Origin of the sequence: Sphingomonas pollutisoli (assembly GCF_029167165.1) — a bacterium.
In the GTDB taxonomy this organism is placed as follows: Bacteria; Pseudomonadota; Alphaproteobacteria; order Sphingomonadales; family Sphingomonadaceae; genus Sphingomonas; species Sphingomonas pollutisoli.
The window spans coordinates 233044-249141 of sequence record NZ_JARFNJ010000003.1 but is presented as its reverse complement, the minus strand read 5'-3'; the positions used below and the strand labels follow the sequence as shown (position 1 = coordinate 249141).

13 protein-coding genes are annotated in these 16098 nt (G+C 68.7%); 8 read left to right on the top strand and 5 right to left on the bottom strand.

Annotation, left to right across the window (positions count from 1 at the left end):
- Positions 1 to 4: 4 nt before the first annotated feature.
- Positions 5 to 1519 (bottom strand): acetyl-CoA hydrolase/transferase family protein, encoded by a 1515-nt coding sequence (locus tag PX554_RS07545; protein WP_275500372.1) that lies wholly within the window; start codon positions 1517 to 1519, stop codon positions 5 to 7.
- 114 nt (positions 1520 to 1633) lie between these two features.
- Here PX554_RS07545 and PX554_RS07540 point away from each other — a divergent pair, with 114 nt between their 5' ends.
- From PX554_RS07540 to PX554_RS07515, 6 genes are all read left to right on the top strand, one after another.
- On the top strand, positions 1634 to 2521 hold the full coding sequence (locus tag PX554_RS07540; RefSeq protein WP_275500370.1) for a LysR family transcriptional regulator: 888 nt from the start codon (positions 1634 to 1636) through the stop codon (positions 2519 to 2521).
- Between the two features lie 107 nt (positions 2522 to 2628).
- Positions 2629 to 4092 (top strand): glucose-6-phosphate dehydrogenase, encoded by a 1464-nt coding sequence (gene zwf, locus PX554_RS07535; protein WP_093223018.1) that lies wholly within the window; start codon positions 2629 to 2631, stop codon positions 4090 to 4092.
- A 232-nt stretch (positions 4093 to 4324) separates the two neighbouring features.
- Complete coding sequence (locus PX554_RS07530) at positions 4325 to 5659, top strand: MATE family efflux transporter (RefSeq protein ID WP_275500368.1); 1335 nt, start codon at positions 4325 to 4327, stop codon at positions 5657 to 5659.
- A gap of 35 nt (positions 5660 to 5694) precedes the next feature.
- The gene (locus tag PX554_RS07525; RefSeq protein WP_093223021.1) at positions 5695 to 6912 is read left to right on the top strand and encodes an argininosuccinate synthase; all 1218 of its coding nucleotides are present in this window, start codon (positions 5695 to 5697) and stop codon (positions 6910 to 6912) included.
- Between the two features lie 40 nt (positions 6913 to 6952).
- A complete protein-coding gene (locus PX554_RS07520) occupies positions 6953 to 7921 on the top strand; it encodes a hypothetical protein (RefSeq protein ID WP_275500365.1) in 969 nt (322 codons plus the stop codon).
- Between the two features lie 10 nt (positions 7922 to 7931).
- Positions 7932 to 9524, top strand: coding sequence for a hypothetical protein (locus tag PX554_RS07515; RefSeq protein ID WP_275500364.1), 1593 nt, complete (start codon positions 7932 to 7934; stop codon positions 9522 to 9524).
- A 10-nt stretch (positions 9525 to 9534) separates the two neighbouring features.
- Here PX554_RS07515 and PX554_RS07510 read toward each other — a convergent pair whose 3' ends face one another.
- The 3 genes from PX554_RS07510 to dapF all read right to left on the bottom strand — a co-directional run bounded on the left by PX554_RS07510 (position 9535) and on the right by dapF (position 11998).
- A complete protein-coding gene (locus PX554_RS07510; RefSeq protein ID WP_093223026.1) occupies positions 9535 to 10425 on the bottom strand; it encodes an ROK family protein in 891 nt (296 codons plus the stop codon).
- Positions 10425 to 10973 carry a glycine zipper 2TM domain-containing protein gene (locus tag PX554_RS07505; RefSeq protein ID WP_275500359.1) on the bottom strand — a complete coding sequence of 183 codons (549 nt, stop codon included), beginning with the start codon at positions 10971 to 10973 and terminating at the stop codon, positions 10425 to 10427. Before PX554_RS07505 ends, PX554_RS07510 begins: the two co-directional genes overlap by 1 nt.
- Positions 10974 to 11047: 74 nt before the next feature.
- Positions 11048 to 11998 (bottom strand): diaminopimelate epimerase, encoded by a 951-nt coding sequence (gene dapF, locus PX554_RS07500; RefSeq protein ID WP_093223029.1) that lies wholly within the window; start codon positions 11996 to 11998, stop codon positions 11048 to 11050.
- Positions 11999 to 12101: 103 nt separating this feature from the next.
- On the opposite strand from dapF, the gene PX554_RS07495 reads away from it, so the two are divergent.
- The gene (locus tag PX554_RS07495) at positions 12102 to 14996 is read left to right on the top strand and encodes a DUF2339 domain-containing protein (RefSeq protein WP_275500353.1); all 2895 of its coding nucleotides are present in this window, start codon (positions 12102 to 12104) and stop codon (positions 14994 to 14996) included.
- On the opposite strand, the gene PX554_RS07490 is transcribed toward PX554_RS07495, so the two are convergent.
- On the bottom strand, positions 14947 to 15414 hold the full coding sequence (locus PX554_RS07490) for a DUF6456 domain-containing protein (RefSeq protein WP_093223032.1): 468 nt from the start codon (positions 15412 to 15414) through the stop codon (positions 14947 to 14949). The two genes, PX554_RS07495 and PX554_RS07490, sit on opposite strands and share 50 nt — an antisense overlap.
- An 88-nt stretch (positions 15415 to 15502) precedes the next feature.
- Here PX554_RS07490 and PX554_RS07485 point away from each other — a divergent pair, with 88 nt between their 5' ends.
- Positions 15503 to 16078: a helix-turn-helix domain-containing protein gene (locus tag PX554_RS07485; RefSeq protein ID WP_093223033.1), complete on the top strand. Its 576-nt coding sequence runs from the start codon at positions 15503 to 15505 to the stop codon at positions 16076 to 16078.
- The last annotated feature ends 20 nt before the right edge of the window (positions 16079 to 16098 follow it).

The following is a 16098-nucleotide window of genomic DNA, read 5'->3' as shown; positions in this document are numbered from 1 at the left end:
TCCGTCAGGCCGGCTGCATCGTCCCGGTGTCGATGAAGCGCTGATGCCAGGACAGCGCCTCGCTTGGCAGCGACGGTGCGTGCAGGCCGTAGGATTTCGTCAGCGCCCGCTCGTAATAGTCGGTCAGCGCATCTCGGTAAGACGGGTGGGCGCATCGTTCGATCACGAGCCGGGCACGGTGCCTGGGGCTGAGGCCGCGCAGATCGGCCAGCCCCTGTTCGGTCACCAGCACCGCGACATCCTGCATGATGTGGTCGACATGCGCCGCCTGCGGCACGATCGCCGAGATCTTGCCGCCCTTGGCGGTGGAGGGCGTCATGAAGATCGAGACATAGGCGTTGCGCGCGAAGTCGCCCGAGCCGCCGATGCCGTTCTGGATTCGCGATCCCATCACGCAGGTCGAATTGACGTTGCCGTAGATGTCCGCCTCGATCAGCCCGTTCATCGCGATACAGCCCAACCGGCGGATCAGTTCGGGATGGTTGCTGATCTCCTGCGGGCGCAGGATCATGCGGTCGCGGTAGCGCCCCATCTCCGCATTGAGCCGCGCCGCCGCTTCCGGGCTGAGCGAGAAGGCGGTCGCCGAGGCGATGCGCAGGCGGCCGCTGTCGAGCAGATCGAGCATGCCGTCCTGAATCACCTCGGTATAGGCGGTGAGATCGTGGAACGGCCCGTCCACCAGCCCGGCCAGCACCGCATTGGCGATGTTGCCGACGCCCGATTGCAGCGGCAGCAGCGATGCGGGCAAGCGCCCCTTCGTCACCTCATGGCCGAGGAACTCCAGCAGATGCCCGGCGATCCCCGTCGCGGCGGTATCGGGCGGCGAGAAGGGCGCATTGCGATCGGGTGCGTCGGTCTCGACGATCGCGACGATCTTGTCCGGGTCGCAGCGCAGATAGGGCTCGCCGATCCGGTCGTCGGCGCGAACCAACGGGATCGGCACGCGGTGCGGCGGCAGTGCGGTGCCGTAATAGATGTCGTGCATCCCCTCCAGCGCGGGGTTCTGCCAGCGATTGACCTCGAGGATGACCTTCTTCGCGCGATCGAGCCAGGTCTTGTTGTTGCCGACCGATGACGACGGCACGAGCGACCCGTCGGGGCGGATCGCGCTCACTTCCACCACCGCGACGTCGAGCGGCCCCAGAAAGCCCTGCCACGCCATTGGCGCGACCTGGCTCAAATGCATGTCGAGATAGTCCATCTCACCGCGGTTGATGCGGTCGCGTGCGATCGGATCGGAATTATATGGCAGCCGCAGTTCGATGCCGTTGGCGCGGGCCAGCGCGCCGTCGAGTTCCGGTCCGGTCGAAGCGCCGGTCCACACCCGCACACGCATCGGGCGGCCGGCCGCATGCTCGGCCTCGATCCGCGCGGCCAACGCCATCGGCACCGCTTTGGGGTAGCCGGATCCGGTGAAGCCGCTCATGCCGACGGTCATGCCGTGGTCGATCAGTGCGGCCGCCCGTTCGGCGCTGGTGATCCGTGCGCGCAATCCGGGGTGAGCGATCCGGTCGGACATTTCGATCATCTCCTCGATACCGGTCTGTTTGGGGCCGGATGAACCTCATGTCGCCTGTGCGAAAACAAAGACAATAGCTATAATGAGCCCATTACTTGTGCGATATCCGTGCAAATGTCCGATCTCGTTCAGAACCTCCGCACGTTCGTCCAAGTCGCCGAGCGGCGGAACTTCTCGACCGTCGCGGCGCAGAGCCACGCCAGTCATACCACGATCGCGCGCCGAATCGATCAGCTCGAGGCGCATTTCGGCGCGCGTTTGCTGCTACGCTCCACGCGCCGGATCGCCCTGACGCGTGATGGCGAGCGGCTGCTCGATCATGCCCGCGCCGTGATCGAGGAGATCGACCATGCCGAAGCGGATCTCGGCGCCGCGGCGCGCGCGCGCGGCGTGGTGCGCGTGGGCGTCACGACCGCGCTTGGGCTGCACTACGCCGAGCGGATCGTGGCGCTCAACGCGCGCCACCCCGAACTGCGGATCGAATTCGCGATCGCGGACTGGCAGGACAGTCTCGACGAAGCCGGACTGGACCTCGCCGTGCGGGTCGGCGATCCCGTGCCCGAAGCGGCTCATGCCAGCCCGCTCGGCCGGATCGCGCGCGTGCTGGTCGCGGCGCCCACCTATCTCGCGGCGCGGGGCGCGCCGGCTACGCCGGCCGGTCTGCTTGCCCACGCCTGCATCGCCTATGGCTACGGCCCGGCGCGCGCGACATGGGACATCGCCGGCGAAAGCTGGCGCGTAGGTGGGCCGTTTCGCGCCAACAGCAGCGAGGCCGTGTACCGGGCGGTGGCGAGCGGCCTGGGCATCGGTCTGCTCCCGCAGATCCAGGTCAGCGGCGATATCGCGCGCGGCACGCTACGTCCTGTGTTGTGCGGCTACGACATAGCGCCGCTGACGCTGTCCGTCGCGCATCGCTACGCCCCCTTGCGCATGCCGGTGCGAGTGCGTGCGGTGCTCGATTTCCTGACAGCGCAATTTCCGCACGCACCGAATCCCGATTGATCTGCCGCAAGCGATGCGCTCCAAGGGCGGCCGAGATGCGACATGCATCCGATCGGGCGAGGGTGCGTTGAGCGGTCTCATGGACGCACGGCGGGACGAATATACGAATGTCGAAGGCTTCTCTTTCGGTCGGCCCGAAATTCCCGCAGGTGGTGGTGCTGATCGGTGCGACCGGCGATCTTTCGCGGCGCAAGCTGCTGCCGGGGCTGTTCCACCTCATCAGCGAAGGGTTCATTCCCGATTGCCGGATCATCGGCATGTCGCTCGACGAAATGGATGCCGATGCGTTCCGCATCTTCACGCGTGCCGCGCTCGACGAGTTCCGCACCCGGCCGATCGACGATGCCGAATGGACCGCGTTCGCCGCTTTGCTCGATTATCTGCCGATCGCCGCCGGCCCCGAAAAGCTGCGTGAGGTCGTGCTCGCCGCCGAGCAGAGCCTCGGCACCGAGAGCCGCCGGCTCCATTATCTGAGCGTCCCGCCGAACGCGGCTCTGTCGAGCGCGCGGATGCTCGGTGCCGCCGGACTGGTCGAGAAGTCGCGCGTGGTGATGGAGAAGCCGTTCGGCACCGATCTCGCCAGCGCGGTCGATCTCAACGCGAAACTGCACGAGATTTTCGCCGAAGAGCAGATTTTCCGCATCGACCATTTTCTCGGCAAGGAACCGGCGCAGAACATCCTCGCCTTCCGTTTCGCGAACGGGCTGTTCGAGCCGATCTGGAATCGCAACTTCATCGATCACGTCCAGATCGACGTTCCAGAGACCCTGGGTCTCGGCAAGCGCATCGGCTTCTACGAGAGCACCGGCGCGTTCCGCGACATGGTGGTGACGCATCTGTTCCAGATCCTCGGCTTCATGGCGATGGAGCCGCCCACCGCGCTCGAACCCGGCCCGATCAGCGAGGAGAAGAACAAGGTTTTCCGCTCGATGCTGCCGCTCGACCCGCATGATGTCGTGCGCGGCCAATATGTCGGCTATCGTGGCGAGGAAGGCGTCGATCCCGAATCGGATACCGAGACGTTTATCGCGCTCAAGTGCCAGATCGACAACTGGCGCTGGGCCGGCGTGCCCTTCTATCTGCGCACCGGCAAGAAGCTGGCAGAGGGGCAGCGGATCATCTCGATCGCGTTTCGCGAGCCACCCAAGAGCATGTTCCCGGCCGGCTCCGGCGTCGGCTCGCAGGGGCCGGACCATCTGACCTTCGACCTCGCCGATGCCTCGCGCGTGTCGCTTTCCTTCTATGGCAAGCGGCCGGGGCCGGGGATGCGGCTCGACAAGCTCAGCATGCAGTTCGCGCTTCAGGAGACCGGGCGGATCGACGAGGTGCTCGAAGCCTATGAGCGCCTGATCCTCGACGCGATGCGCGGCGATCGGACCCTGTTCACCACCGCCGAGGGAATCGAGCGGCTGTGGCAGGTCTCGACGCCGTTGCTCGAGAATCCGCCGCCGGTGCGGCTGTACGAGCCGGGTTCGTGGGGGCCGAAGTCGATCCACCAGCTCATCGCCCCGCACGCCTGGCGGTTGCCGTTCGAACGCGCATGGCGCGGCGGGGATACATCGAAGAAGTAGCGCCAAGCCGTTCGCCCCGAGCGTAGTCGAGGCACTTGCGCTGGTGCGTCGACGGCGCACGGCACGAACGGTTTGGCGATCTGACGCGGACTAGCGACACCCGCCTATCCCGCCGTTCGCCCTGAGCGAAGTCGAAGGGCGTGCCACGGGCGCAAGCGTTCGAGGCACGTGCTTCGACTGCGCTCAGCACGAACGGTAGTTTTACGCATCGAACCACCGTATCGCCGAGATCATGAACGCCTCGCTTACCCGCCGCGCGATCTTCGCGCAGGCCTGGCCGATCATGCTTGGCCAGGCGACGATACCCTTGGTCGGACTCGTCGATACCGCCGTGATCGGCCGCACTGGCGACACCGTGGCGCTGGCGGGCGTGGCGCTTGGCGCGACCGTCATCAACTTCTTCTTCTGGAGCTTCGGCTTCCTGCGCATGGGCGTGACGGGACTCACCGCGCAGGCGCACGGCGCGGGCGATCACGCGGAGGTGGCGGCGCTGCTCGCGCGCGGCGTGGTGATGGGGCTGGGCTTCGGCGCGGCGCTGCTCGCGCTGCAGGTGGTTCTGATCCCGGCGGCCTTTGCGATCCTCGCAGGAGGCGCCGATATCGACCGGGCGGCGCGGGCGTTCGTGGCCGCGCGCTTCCTCAGCGCACCCGCGCTGCTCGGCGTGTACGCGATCAACGGCTGGCTGCTTGGGCTGGGGCAAACGCGTGAGGCGCTGGTGATCCAGATCGTCGCCAACCTCGCCAACATCGTGCTCGACGTGCTGTTCGTGTGGCATTTTCACTGGGGCGTGCGCGGTGTCGGCCTGGGCACGGCGGCGGCGGACTGGATCGCATTCGCATGCGGATTGGTGATCGTATCGGGGCGGCTTGGGCCGACCGGCCGTGCGGGGCTGCGCGGCGCCGGTCTGTTCGCGGCATCCGCGATGCGGCGGCTGCTCGCGGTCAACGCCGACATCATGATCCGCACTGTCGCTTTGCTGGTGATGTTCACCTGGTTCGCCAATGCCGGTGCGCGGCTGGGTGCGACTCAACTCGCCGCCAATCAGGTGCTGATGCAGTTCGTCTCGATCTCGGCGTTCGTGCTCGACGGCTTCTGCTTCACCGCCGAATCGCGGATCGGTCAGGCGATAGGCGCCGGATCGCGCGAGCGCTTCTGGCGCGCGATCCGGTTGGTCGGAGAGTTTTGCCTCGCCGCCGCCGCGGCCTTCGCCATTGTCGTCGCGTTCGGCGGCGGCTCGATGATCGATGCGTTGGTGGCGAGCGTGGACGTCCGCCACGCCGCCTATGCGCTGGTGCCGCTGGTCGCGCTCGTCCCGCTGATCGGCGTGCCGGCGTGGCTGCTCGACGGTGTGTTCATCGGCGCGACCGAGGGCCGGGCTTTGCGCAACGCCGCGATCGTCTCGACCGCTGCCTATATCGGCACCGATCTTCTGCTGCGTCCGTATGGCGCGACCGGGCTGTGGCTGGCGCTGATCGCGGGCTATGCCTATCGTGCGATGGCGCTGGGCGCGTTCCTCCCCGGCCTCGCCGCGCGCATCACGGTTGCGAAGCGGGCGAGCGCCGCCTAGAGGCGCAGGCGATTTTCCCCTTCGCCGGAGTCCGCATGTCCGATCAGATCAAACGCGTCGTCCTCGCCTATTCGGGCGGCCTCGACACCTCGGTGATTCTGAAGTGGCTCCAGCAGACGTATAATTGCGAGGTCGTCACCTTCACCGCCGATCTCGGCCAGGGCGAGGAACTCGAGCCGGCGCGCAAGAAGGCCGAACTCGCCGGTGTGAAACCCGAGCATATCTTCATTGACGATCTGCGCGAGGAATTCGTCAAGGATTACGTCTTCCCGATGATGCGCGCCAACGCGCTCTACGAGGGGCTGTACCTGCTCGGCACCTCGATCGCGCGGCCGCTGATCGCCAAGCGCCAGATCGAGATCGCCAAGATGGTCGGCGCAGATGCGGTCAGCCACGGCGCGACCGGCAAGGGTAACGATCAGGTCCGTTTCGAACTCGGCTATTATGCGCTCGCCCCCGACATCAAGGTGATCGCGCCCTGGCGCGAATGGGATCTCACCAGCCGCACCCGGCTGATCGAATTCGCCGAACAGCACCAGATCGCGGTGAGCAAGGACAAGCGCGGCGAGTCGCCGTTCTCGACCGACGCGAACATGCTGCACACCTCGTCCGAAGGCAAAGTGCTCGAAGACCCGTGGCAGGAAGTGCCCGACTACGTCTATTCGCGCACGGTCAATCCCGAGGACGCGCCCGACACGCCCGAGGTCATCACGATCGATTTCGAGCGAGGCGATGGCGTCGCGATCAACGGCGAGGCGATGTCGCCGGCGACCTTGCTCGAGACGCTCAACGCATACGGCCGCAAGCACGGCATCGGCCGGCTCGATCTGGTCGAGAACCGCTTCGTCGGCATGAAGTCGCGCGGCATGTACGAGACGCCGGGCGGCACGATCTATCACCTCGCGCATCGTGGCATCGAACAGCTCACGCTCGATCGCGGCGCGGCGCACCTCAAGGACGAACTCGCGCCGCGCTACGCCGAGCTGGTCTATAACGGCTTCTGGTTCTCGCCCGAGCGCGAGATGCTCCAGGCCGCCGTCGATCACAGCCAAGCCAAGGTGACGGGCACGGTTCGGCTCAAGCTCTACAAGGGCAATGTATCGGTAACCGGCCGCAAGTCGCCCTATTCGCTCTATTCGGAAAAGGTCGTCACCTTCGAGGACGATCAGGGCGCCTACGACCAGCGCGACGCGGCCGGCTTCATCAAGCTCAACGCGCTGCGGCTGCGGCTGCTCGGCCGCCGCGACGGCTGAGGCAATGCCGGGGTTCGCGGTATCGCTGGGCTGACCGGCGTTGGCGACGCGAACCCTGACCGTAGAAGCGGCGAGACGCATCCCCCCGCGCCCCTGGTGGGAGACGTGGTGGTGCATCGCGCTCGCGCTGCTGCTGGTCGCCGCACCGTCGCTCGCGGCGGGGGTCACGTCGGCGCTGAGCGCGACGCCCGTGCTCATGGCGGCGGCGATGCTGTGGCTGTCGCGCGTCGCGCATGGCCGCATCCAGCCGAGCGCTTATTTCGCGCTGCCCTTCGCCGACCGTTTCAGCACTCCTGGCCCAACGCTGACACTCGCCGGCTTCGTGCTTTGGCTGCGTCTCGCGCGGTGGCCGTGGCCGCGCGCGGCGGCGTTCGTCGCGCTCTCAGGCCTGATCTACGCTGCGGACGCGACTGGCTGGCTGTGCCTGCTCGCAACGGTGTTCGCAGCCGAACTCGCGCGCGAACGCGCCGTCGAGCGGGAGGGTTTGCGTCGCCCGTGGAGCGCGTGCGGGTGGCGCGCCGCGCGCGCCTGCCTGCCGCTCGCGCCGCCGGTGCTGATGCTTCCGACGTGGCGGATGGCCGGCCCCGACGACTGGCTGGCGAGCCTCGCGCTCAAGCCGGGCTGGCTGACGATGGCGCTTGGCAATCGCTGGCCGGTCTTCGATGCGGCCTGCATGATCGTCGTCGCGTTGGTGGCCCACAAAAGCTACCGTGACCGGCGTTTCGTCCATGCGCCGATGCTCGTCGCAGCGGCGCTTGCGCTGCTGCTCGTGTTCATCGCCGCGCCAGCCGGGCTGGACAGCACGATCGCACCCGGAGCGATCGCCCTCGCCCTGCTGTCGATCCGCTGCAACGCGCGCGTGAAGCTGCGCCGGCGTGGCGAGGTCGCGTGGGCGGCGCTCGCGTTCCTCGCGATCCGCGGCGCCGCTGGTGTCGCCAACATGGACGCGCACGATTTCGGCGCTGCGGTTTCGCAAGCCGGCTTGTCGCACCCGCCCGCCGCCCGTTAGAAGCGCGCGGATGGTCGAACCCCAGCAAGCGCCGCGTTGGTGGCAGACACGTCTGTTCGTGATCCTCGCGACGCTGATCGCCGTCATCCCCCTGCTGCGCCCCGAGATTCCGCCGCTGGTCGATCTGCCCGGCCATATGGGCCGCTTCCGCGTGCAGCTCGCCATCGCCGATCATCCGTTCCTCAAGGAATGGTATGATTTCAACTGGTCGCTGATCGGCAACCTCGGCATCGATCTGCTCATCATCCCGATGTCGAAAATCTTCGGGCTCGAACTGGGCGTGAAGCTGATCGTGATGGCGATCCCCGCGCTGATGGTGTCCGGGTTGCTGTGGATCGCGCGCGAGGTGCACGGTCGCATTCCCGCCACCGCACTGTTCGCGCTGCCGCTCGCCTACAGCTATCCGTTCCATTTCGGCTTCGTCAATTTCGAGCTGTCGATGGTGATCGCGCTCAACCTGTTCGCGCTGTGGCTCAGGATGGCGCGGCTCGGGCATGTGCGGCTCCGCGCGGCGATCTTCGTGCCGATCTCGTGCCTGCTGTGGCTGTGCCACACGTTCGGCTGGGGGACGCTCGGCGTGCTCGCCTTCTCGGCCGAACTGATCCGCCAGCACGATGCCGGGCATCGCTGGCACCAGGCGTTGATCCGCGCCGGGCTGGCCTGCGTGCCGCTCGCGCTGCCGATGGTGCTGATGATCTTCTGGCGCAGTGGCGATCACGTCGGCGGCCAGACCACCGACTGGTTCAACTGGCGCGCCAAGATCGGCTGGCTGGTGATGACCTTCCGCGACCGGTGGGAGCTGCTCGATATCGCCAGCGTCGCGGTGGTGCTGATGATCCTGGTGCGCGCGGTGCGCGATCCGAGCATCCAATATTCGCGCAACCTCGCGCTGTCGGCGGCATTCCTGCTGCTCGTCTACATCCTGCTGCCGCGGATCGTGTTCGGATCGGCCTATGCCGACATGCGGCTGGTGCCGTTCATGCTGGCGATGGCGGTGATCGCGATCCGCCCCAAGACCGATTTGTCGGTGCTCGGAACGTGGGTGCTGGCGACGCTCGGCCTCAGCTTCTTCCTCGTGCGCATCGCAGCGACGACGGCGAGTTTCTGGATCTACGCGCAGAGCTACGAGCGCGAGCTGAAAGCGCTCGATCATGTGCCGGTCGGCGCGCGGCTGGTCTCGTTCGTCGGCGAGAAATGCTATGGCGACTGGACCGCCTCGCGGCTCGAACATCTGCCGGCGATCGCGCTGGAGCGCCGGATGGCCTATTCCAACGATCAATGGTCAATGGCCGGTGCGCAATTGCTCACGACGCAATATGCCAAGGCCAAGCGCTACGCGCACGATCCATCAGAGATCGTGACGGCGGTGCAATGCCCGCGCGAATGGTGGCGACCGATCTCGACGTCACTGGCACGTTTCCCGCGCGATGCGTTCGATTATGTATGGCTGATCCAGCCGCCCGCCTACGATCCGCGGCTCGCGACCGGGCTGGTCGAGATTTGGCGCGACGGAACCAGCGTGCTGTACAAGGTCGATCACAGCCAGCCTGGCCCGGTGGTGAGCGACGTCGAATTGCGTGCGCCGGTCTTGCGGCCGCACTGAGCGCTCGCGCCTATTCCACCGCCGCGAGTGCAAGCGCGACCGCGCCGAGCGGACCGGCATCGGCGCCCAGCCCCGGTGATACGACCAGCCGCTCGATCGCCGCGGCGTCGCTGCCGGGGCCATAGCCCGCCAGCCGCGCTGTCGCCGTCGCGCGAATACGCGGCAGCAAGCGGCCGCTCGACCCTACGCCGCCGCCGATGACGATCCGCTGCGGTGGCACGGTGAGCATCAACGTCATGACCAGCTCGGCGATCTCGTCGGCGATCCGGTCCCACAATGGATCGTTGGACGCGAGCTGTTCGGCGGGCATTCCCGCGCGTGCGGCGATGGCGGGGCCGGACACCAGCCCTTCCAGGCAATCGCCGTGGAATGGGCACGCGCCGGCGAAGGCGTCGGTCGGATCACGCCGCACGCGGATATGCCCGACCTCGGGATGCGCCGCGCCGTGGAGCGGCTTGCCGGCGACCGCGATCCCGGCGCCCACGCCCGTGCCGATCGTCACATAGATGTGCGTGCCGCAGCCGCGCGCCGCGCCCCATCGCCCTTCGGCCAGTGCCGCGCCCGCCACATCGGTGTCGAATCCGATCGGCACGGCGAAGCGCGCCACCACCGCGCCGCGCAAGTCGAAGCCGGACCAATGCGGCTTGGGGGTCGAACCGATCTTGCCGTAATCGGCATGCGTCGGATCGACCACCAGCGGCCCGAAGCCGGCGACACCGACCGCGGCGAGCGGTTCGCCCGCCGATGCTTCGGCGATCCAGTCCAGGATCGCCGGCAGCGTTTCGGCGGGTGTGCGCGTCGGCCAACGTTCGCGGTTGAGGATGTCGCGTCCGCGCGCGATCGCCGCGATGCACTTGGTCCCGCCAAGCTCGATCGCGGCGACGAGCGCGGATTCGCCCATCAGCGGCAACGCACCTGGCTATTGTTCTGGTCGATCGCCTTGCCCGCCAGCGCGCCGACCGCACCACCGAGCAGCGTGCCGACGATGCGCGAATGGCCGCCGTCGATCACGTTGCCGAGAATACCGCCACTGGCAGCGCCGATGATGAGGCCGGTCGTGCCATCGTTGCGCTTGCAGTAATAGCGGCCATCATTGCCGCGATAGACGCGGTCGTTGTTGCTCAGCACGCGCTCCTGATAGTTCGGCCCGTCGCGATAATAGCGCGCCGGATCATAGTCGCCTTCGTCGCGATCGTCGGCGTACGGCTGAACATAGGGCGGCGGCGGAGCATTGCGGGGGCCGTTATAATAGCCTTGGTTGTTGTATCCACGCGCGCGCGCCGCCTGATAGCGGTCGAATTCCTGCCGGAAGATGTTGAGTTCGTTGTTGAAGCGCTGTTGCGCTGCCTGGAAGCGGGCATCGTCATCGCGGGTTTGCGCGACGGCCGGCGCGGCGAGCGCGAGTGACGCGGTTGCGGCGATGGCGGCGAAGCGGGAAATCGGGTTCATGGCTTCCGTCCTTTCATTGTGCCGTCGTAACGACACGGGATGCGCTTGGTTGCACAAACTGGCTGAACCGGGGCTTAGCCGTCGTCGCACAGCGTTTCCACGGCTCGGTTCCAGGCGGCTCGCTCGGCATCGAAGCGCGCCGATACGACGAGATCGCGCGTGCTCGCCGTCGCGGGATCAACGGTGATCGTGCCGGCCCATTCGACTGTGGCATTGCCCGACAATCGCACCATGCCGTCGTCTTCAGCCTGCGCGCGCACCAGTCCGCCGCGGTTGAACACCGCGATTTCGCGCCCGAACTCCGCGCGGCCGGTCAGACAGGCCGCATAGGTCGAGGCGGCCATCGCGCTGCCGCAACTGTTGGTGAGCCCGACGCCGCGCTCGAAGGTGCGCACGAACAGGCCGGTTTCGCGCACCTCGACGAAGCTGACGTTGGCGCGGTTGGGCAACCAAGCGGGCGCGGCTTCGCAAACGCCGCCGATCGCGGTCAGCTCGCTGTCATCCGCCGCCCCGACAAAGGCGATCAGATGCGGGTTCGGAATGGCGATCGCCGTGAACGCGCGCTCACTCCCGAGCGTCGCGATCGGCGCTTCGATGATCTCCGTTCCCGCGCCATGAAGCGGCCAGGTGGTCACGTCGCGCGTCGCGGGGCCGGCAATTTCTCGGATCGTCACCACCCCGGGCGCGAGATCGGGATCGCGCGCGACGGTCGCCTGCGAGGTCTTGAGCCGCACGGTCGCGGTATCCAGGCCGAGCCGCTCGAACCCCGCGCGCGCCACGCAGCGCAAGCCGTTGAGACACGTCTCGGCCTCGCTGCCGTCGCTGTTGAACATGCGCATGCCAAAAGCGTGTTCCTCGTCGCCCGTGGTCAGCAGCAGCAGCCCGTCGCCGCCGACCGGCCCGGCACGATCGGCGAGCGCGCGCGCAATCCCTGGCCAATCGCGCTCCGCTACGGTGCCGTCGCGCGCGTCGATCAGCGGGAAATCATTGCCCGAACCATGGCATTTCACGAAGTCGATCTGCATGCCGACCGCGTTAGCGCAAGTCGGCGCGCCGCGATACCATCGACGAAAGTTCGTGTCGGGCGTCGAGCATGCTATTGGTTTGATTGAGTGTCATGGAGCGACGATGACCGAAGTGTTGCTGATCGCGGTCGTCGTGCTGGGGTTGATGGTCCGCAACCTGCTCATGCGCGTGCGCGCTCTGGAGACCGAGGTGCTCGACCTGCGGCGCGATGAGACGGCGCGCGAGCCCATGGTGGCGCCCGAGCATCGGGCCGGGCGCGCGTCCGCCCGCGTGCGGTTGCCCGAGGGGCCGATCAAGGTCGCGCCAACGGAGACGATCGCGCCACCGCTCCCCGAGGCCGCCGTGCCGCCCCCCGAATCCGTGCCGCCGCCGCGCCGTGCGCCCCAGCCGGCGCGGATCAGCTTCGAGAGCATTGTCGGCGGCAAGCTGCCGATCTGGATCGGCGGTGCGGCGCTGGTGCTGTCGGCGTTCTTCCTTGTGCGCTATTCGATCGAGAGCGGATTGCTCGGGCCGGCCGCGCGCACGTCGCTCGCCGGGCTGTTCGGCCTGTTGCTGATCGCGGGCAGCGAGGTTGCGCGCCGTCTGCCCGCCACCCGCGACGATCCGCGTGTCGGCCAGGTGCTGGCGGGTGCGGGCACCGCCAGCCTGTACGCGGCGCTGTATGTCGGCGCGGCCTTGTATCACCTGATCGGCACCGCGCCGGCGTTCGCGCTGATGGCGGCGGTGACGCTGGCGGCGCTGGGCCTCGCGTTGCGGCATGGTTCGCCGACCGCGATCATGGCGCTGATCGGCGGCTTTGTCGCACCGTTGCTGGCGGGTTTGGGCGCTGGCGGGGTCGGGCCGCTGCTCGTGTATCTCGCGCTGTTGATCGCGGCCTTGTTCGGCCTGGCGATCCGGCGCGGCTGGGCGTGGCTGGCGCTGGCGGCGTGCGGCGGCGGCTTCGCTTGGGCGAACCTGCTGATCGCGATGATGCCGGGCGGGGCGCTTGCCGGTGTGGGCGGTTTCGTGCTGTTGCTCGCGGTCGGCGCGACGCTGGCGTTGCCGGGCGCCGGGGCATCCTCGCGGCGGCCGTGGCTGCGGCTCGTGCCGCTGGTCGCCGGGTTAGTGCAACTGCTGGTGCTGGCGCCGGCGCTCGATTTCTCCGGCCTGTCGTGGGGATTGTATCTGCTGCTGAGCGCGGCGGCGCTGTGGCTCGGCTGGCGCGACGCTAAGCTGGCGCCCGGCGCGGGTGCCGCGCTCGCGCTGGTGTTGATGCTGCTCGCGGCGGCCTTGCTTCAGCCCGTGCATGGCGCAGCCGCGTGGGCGGCGGTGGCGATCACGGTGCTGTTCGCGGTGTCCGGCCATGTCTTGCTCCGGCAGAGCGCGCTTTGGGCGATGATCGCGGTCGGCGGAGCCGCCGGACCGGCGCTGGTGAGCATTGCCTTCGCCCCGTCGCTGCTCGCGCCGGTGGTTTGGGGTGCGGTGCTGTTCGCGCTCGCGCTCGCTTGTGCCGCGATCAGTTGGCGTGGGCGCGCAGCGGCGAATCCGCTCCTGCGGGTTTCGCCCGACCTCGTCGGCGGTGCGGCGGCGGCGGCTTTGCTCGCGGGCGTCGCGGCGGCGGAGGTGCTGCCCGATCCGTGGCGCTGGCCGGCGTGGCTCGCGATCGGCGTCGCGCTGGCGGGCTGGTCGAGGCGGGCGGGGGACGCCGCGCTGGGCCGGCTCGCGATGGCGCCGGCGTTGGCGACCGCCGCCGCCGTCGTGCTGACCAGCGGAGCGGCGCGGGCGTATGTGGCGAGTGTCCTCACGGCGGCGCCGGCACCGCCGCTCGCGGACCTGCTCGCGCTCGGGCTGTTGCCGGCGGGGATGATCGCGGCGACCGGTTGGCTGCTGACCGATCGGATCGGTCGCGCCCTGCTGGGCTGGATCGGCTTGGCGATCGGGCTGTCGCTGTTGCCGGCCGCCCTTCCCGCACCGTGGCATGCGGCCGGACTCGGACTGGCCACGGCGCTCGTCATCGCGGCGCGGCTGCCCCTGCCGGGCGCGAGCGTGGCGGCCGGTGTCGCGACGCTGGCGTTCGCGTGGCATCCGCTCGCCGATCTGCTCCGGCTCGTCGGCTGGTCGATCCTCGGCGATCGTCTGCCGTTCCTGCTGCTCCCGCCGATCGCGACGATCCTGCGCGAGCTGACGCTGCCGGCCGCGCTGATCGCGGGGGCGCTGACGTGGCGGCGGCCGATCGCGCCCGCGTGGCGGCGGCGGGCGATCCTCGCGGTGGCGGCGGTCGGCATCGTCACGCTCTACGCGCTCGCCAAGCAGCCGCTCGCGATCGGCGATGCCGCGCGGTTCACGGCGCTCGGCATGGCGGAGCGGGTCGCCATCACGCAGGCGTTCCTGGCTGCGGCCTGGGCGATGCGGGCGCGGCAGCCCGCGTTGTCGCGGGCGCTGCTGGTGGTCGGGCTCGCGCGGTTCGTGTGGTTCGACCTGCTGATCCTCGATCCGGCGTTCGTGGCGCAGGCGGTGGGCGCGGTGCCGGTGTTCAATCTGGCGACGCTCGATGCCGCGCTGATCGCGGCGTGGCTGTGGCCGTGGCGGAACGATCGTCGCGGGCTGATTGCCTTGCTGGCGGCGGTGCTCGTCGCGGTGGCGGCGACGGTCCGGCAGGCCGCGCATGGCACGATCCTGACCGGGGCGGTCGACCGCACGGAGACCTGGCTCTATTCGGCGGCGCTGCTCGGGCTGGCAATCGTGTGGCTCGGGATCGGCATTCGCGACCGCGCCGCCGACCTGCGCGTCGCGGGGCTGGCGCTGCTGACGGCGGTGACGCTGAAGGTGTTCCTGATCGACGCCGCCGCGCTCGAAGGGATTTTGCGAATCCTGTCGTTCATGGGGCTGGGCTTCGCGCTGATCGGGATCGGCTGGGCATATCGCCGGCTCGTGGGGAGCGAGCCGGCGCAAACATCGCTAACGTCGTCTATGACGACAGCCGGTAGTGCGCCGCCAGCCGGTCCAGCGCGAGGGTGAGGACGAGGCGGCCGGCGCGGGTCGGCCAGCCGAGCGCCTTCTCGGCGGCGGGGAGCGCTTCGCCGGCGCAGATGACGCGCCAGAGGATGTCGGAGAGCCCCGGCCCGGCCGCCGCGACCGCCGCGTCGAAGCGGCGCTTGGCGGCGATCCGCGCGGTTGTTGGATCGAGGCCGCCGGCCGCACCGCCATCGACGCGCGGCGCCCAGCGCATCGTGACGGCGGGCGCGAGCGCCGCCGTTTCGTAATCGTCGCGGAGCCGCTCGCCCGCTTCGAACTGGCGCGCATCGACCAGCCCGCGCGCGCGCAGCCAGCCGAGCGGCGACTCGGCGACGTTGACGGTCACGCTGCGTCCGCGCCGGCTAACCGTCTCACTTCGCACGCCATCTGCGTCGATTGCCTGTTCCACCCGCTCACGCATTGAAATTCCTCCTGAATACAATAGGAAGCGGGTGGCACGGCGATGCCGCTGTAGGACAGGGGAAAACCAACGTGGTTCATTACACCCGATGATAACCGCCATTCGCGAGGTTCGACGCGCCAAGGGGATGACGCTCGAGGATGTCGCGCGCGCGTGCTCGCCGGCCACCACGGCGCAGACGATCGGACGGCTGGAGACGGGCACGCGCACCGTATCGGTCGCGTGGCTCAACCGGATCGCGGCGGCGCTCGGCGTGACGGCGGCGGACCTCGTGCGCTTGCCCGACCGGGCCGACATTCCGGTCGCGGCGGTGATCGAGGCGGGCGGGGCGCACGCGCCGCGCCGCCCGGCGAGCGTCGTCGCGCCCGCCGCCGCGCCGGGGCTGATCGCGGTGACGGTGGCGGCCGGAATCGGCGATTACCGCGCGGGGGACGAGATCTGGTGCGAGCGGCTGGCGCCCGAGGCGTTCGCGACCGCGCTCAACCGCGACGTGCTGGTGCCGAAGCCGGCGGGGCGGTTCGTGTTCGGGCGGCTGATCGGGCAGGAGCGCGACGAGGAGGGTGCGCGGTTGCAGATCCTGCCGTTCGAGCCGCGCGCGCGCCCGCAGCTCGTGACGAACCCGCCGTGGATCGCGCGCGCGGTGCGGCTGTCGCGCGCGCTGTAGGACGCGGGGCGCGGGTGATC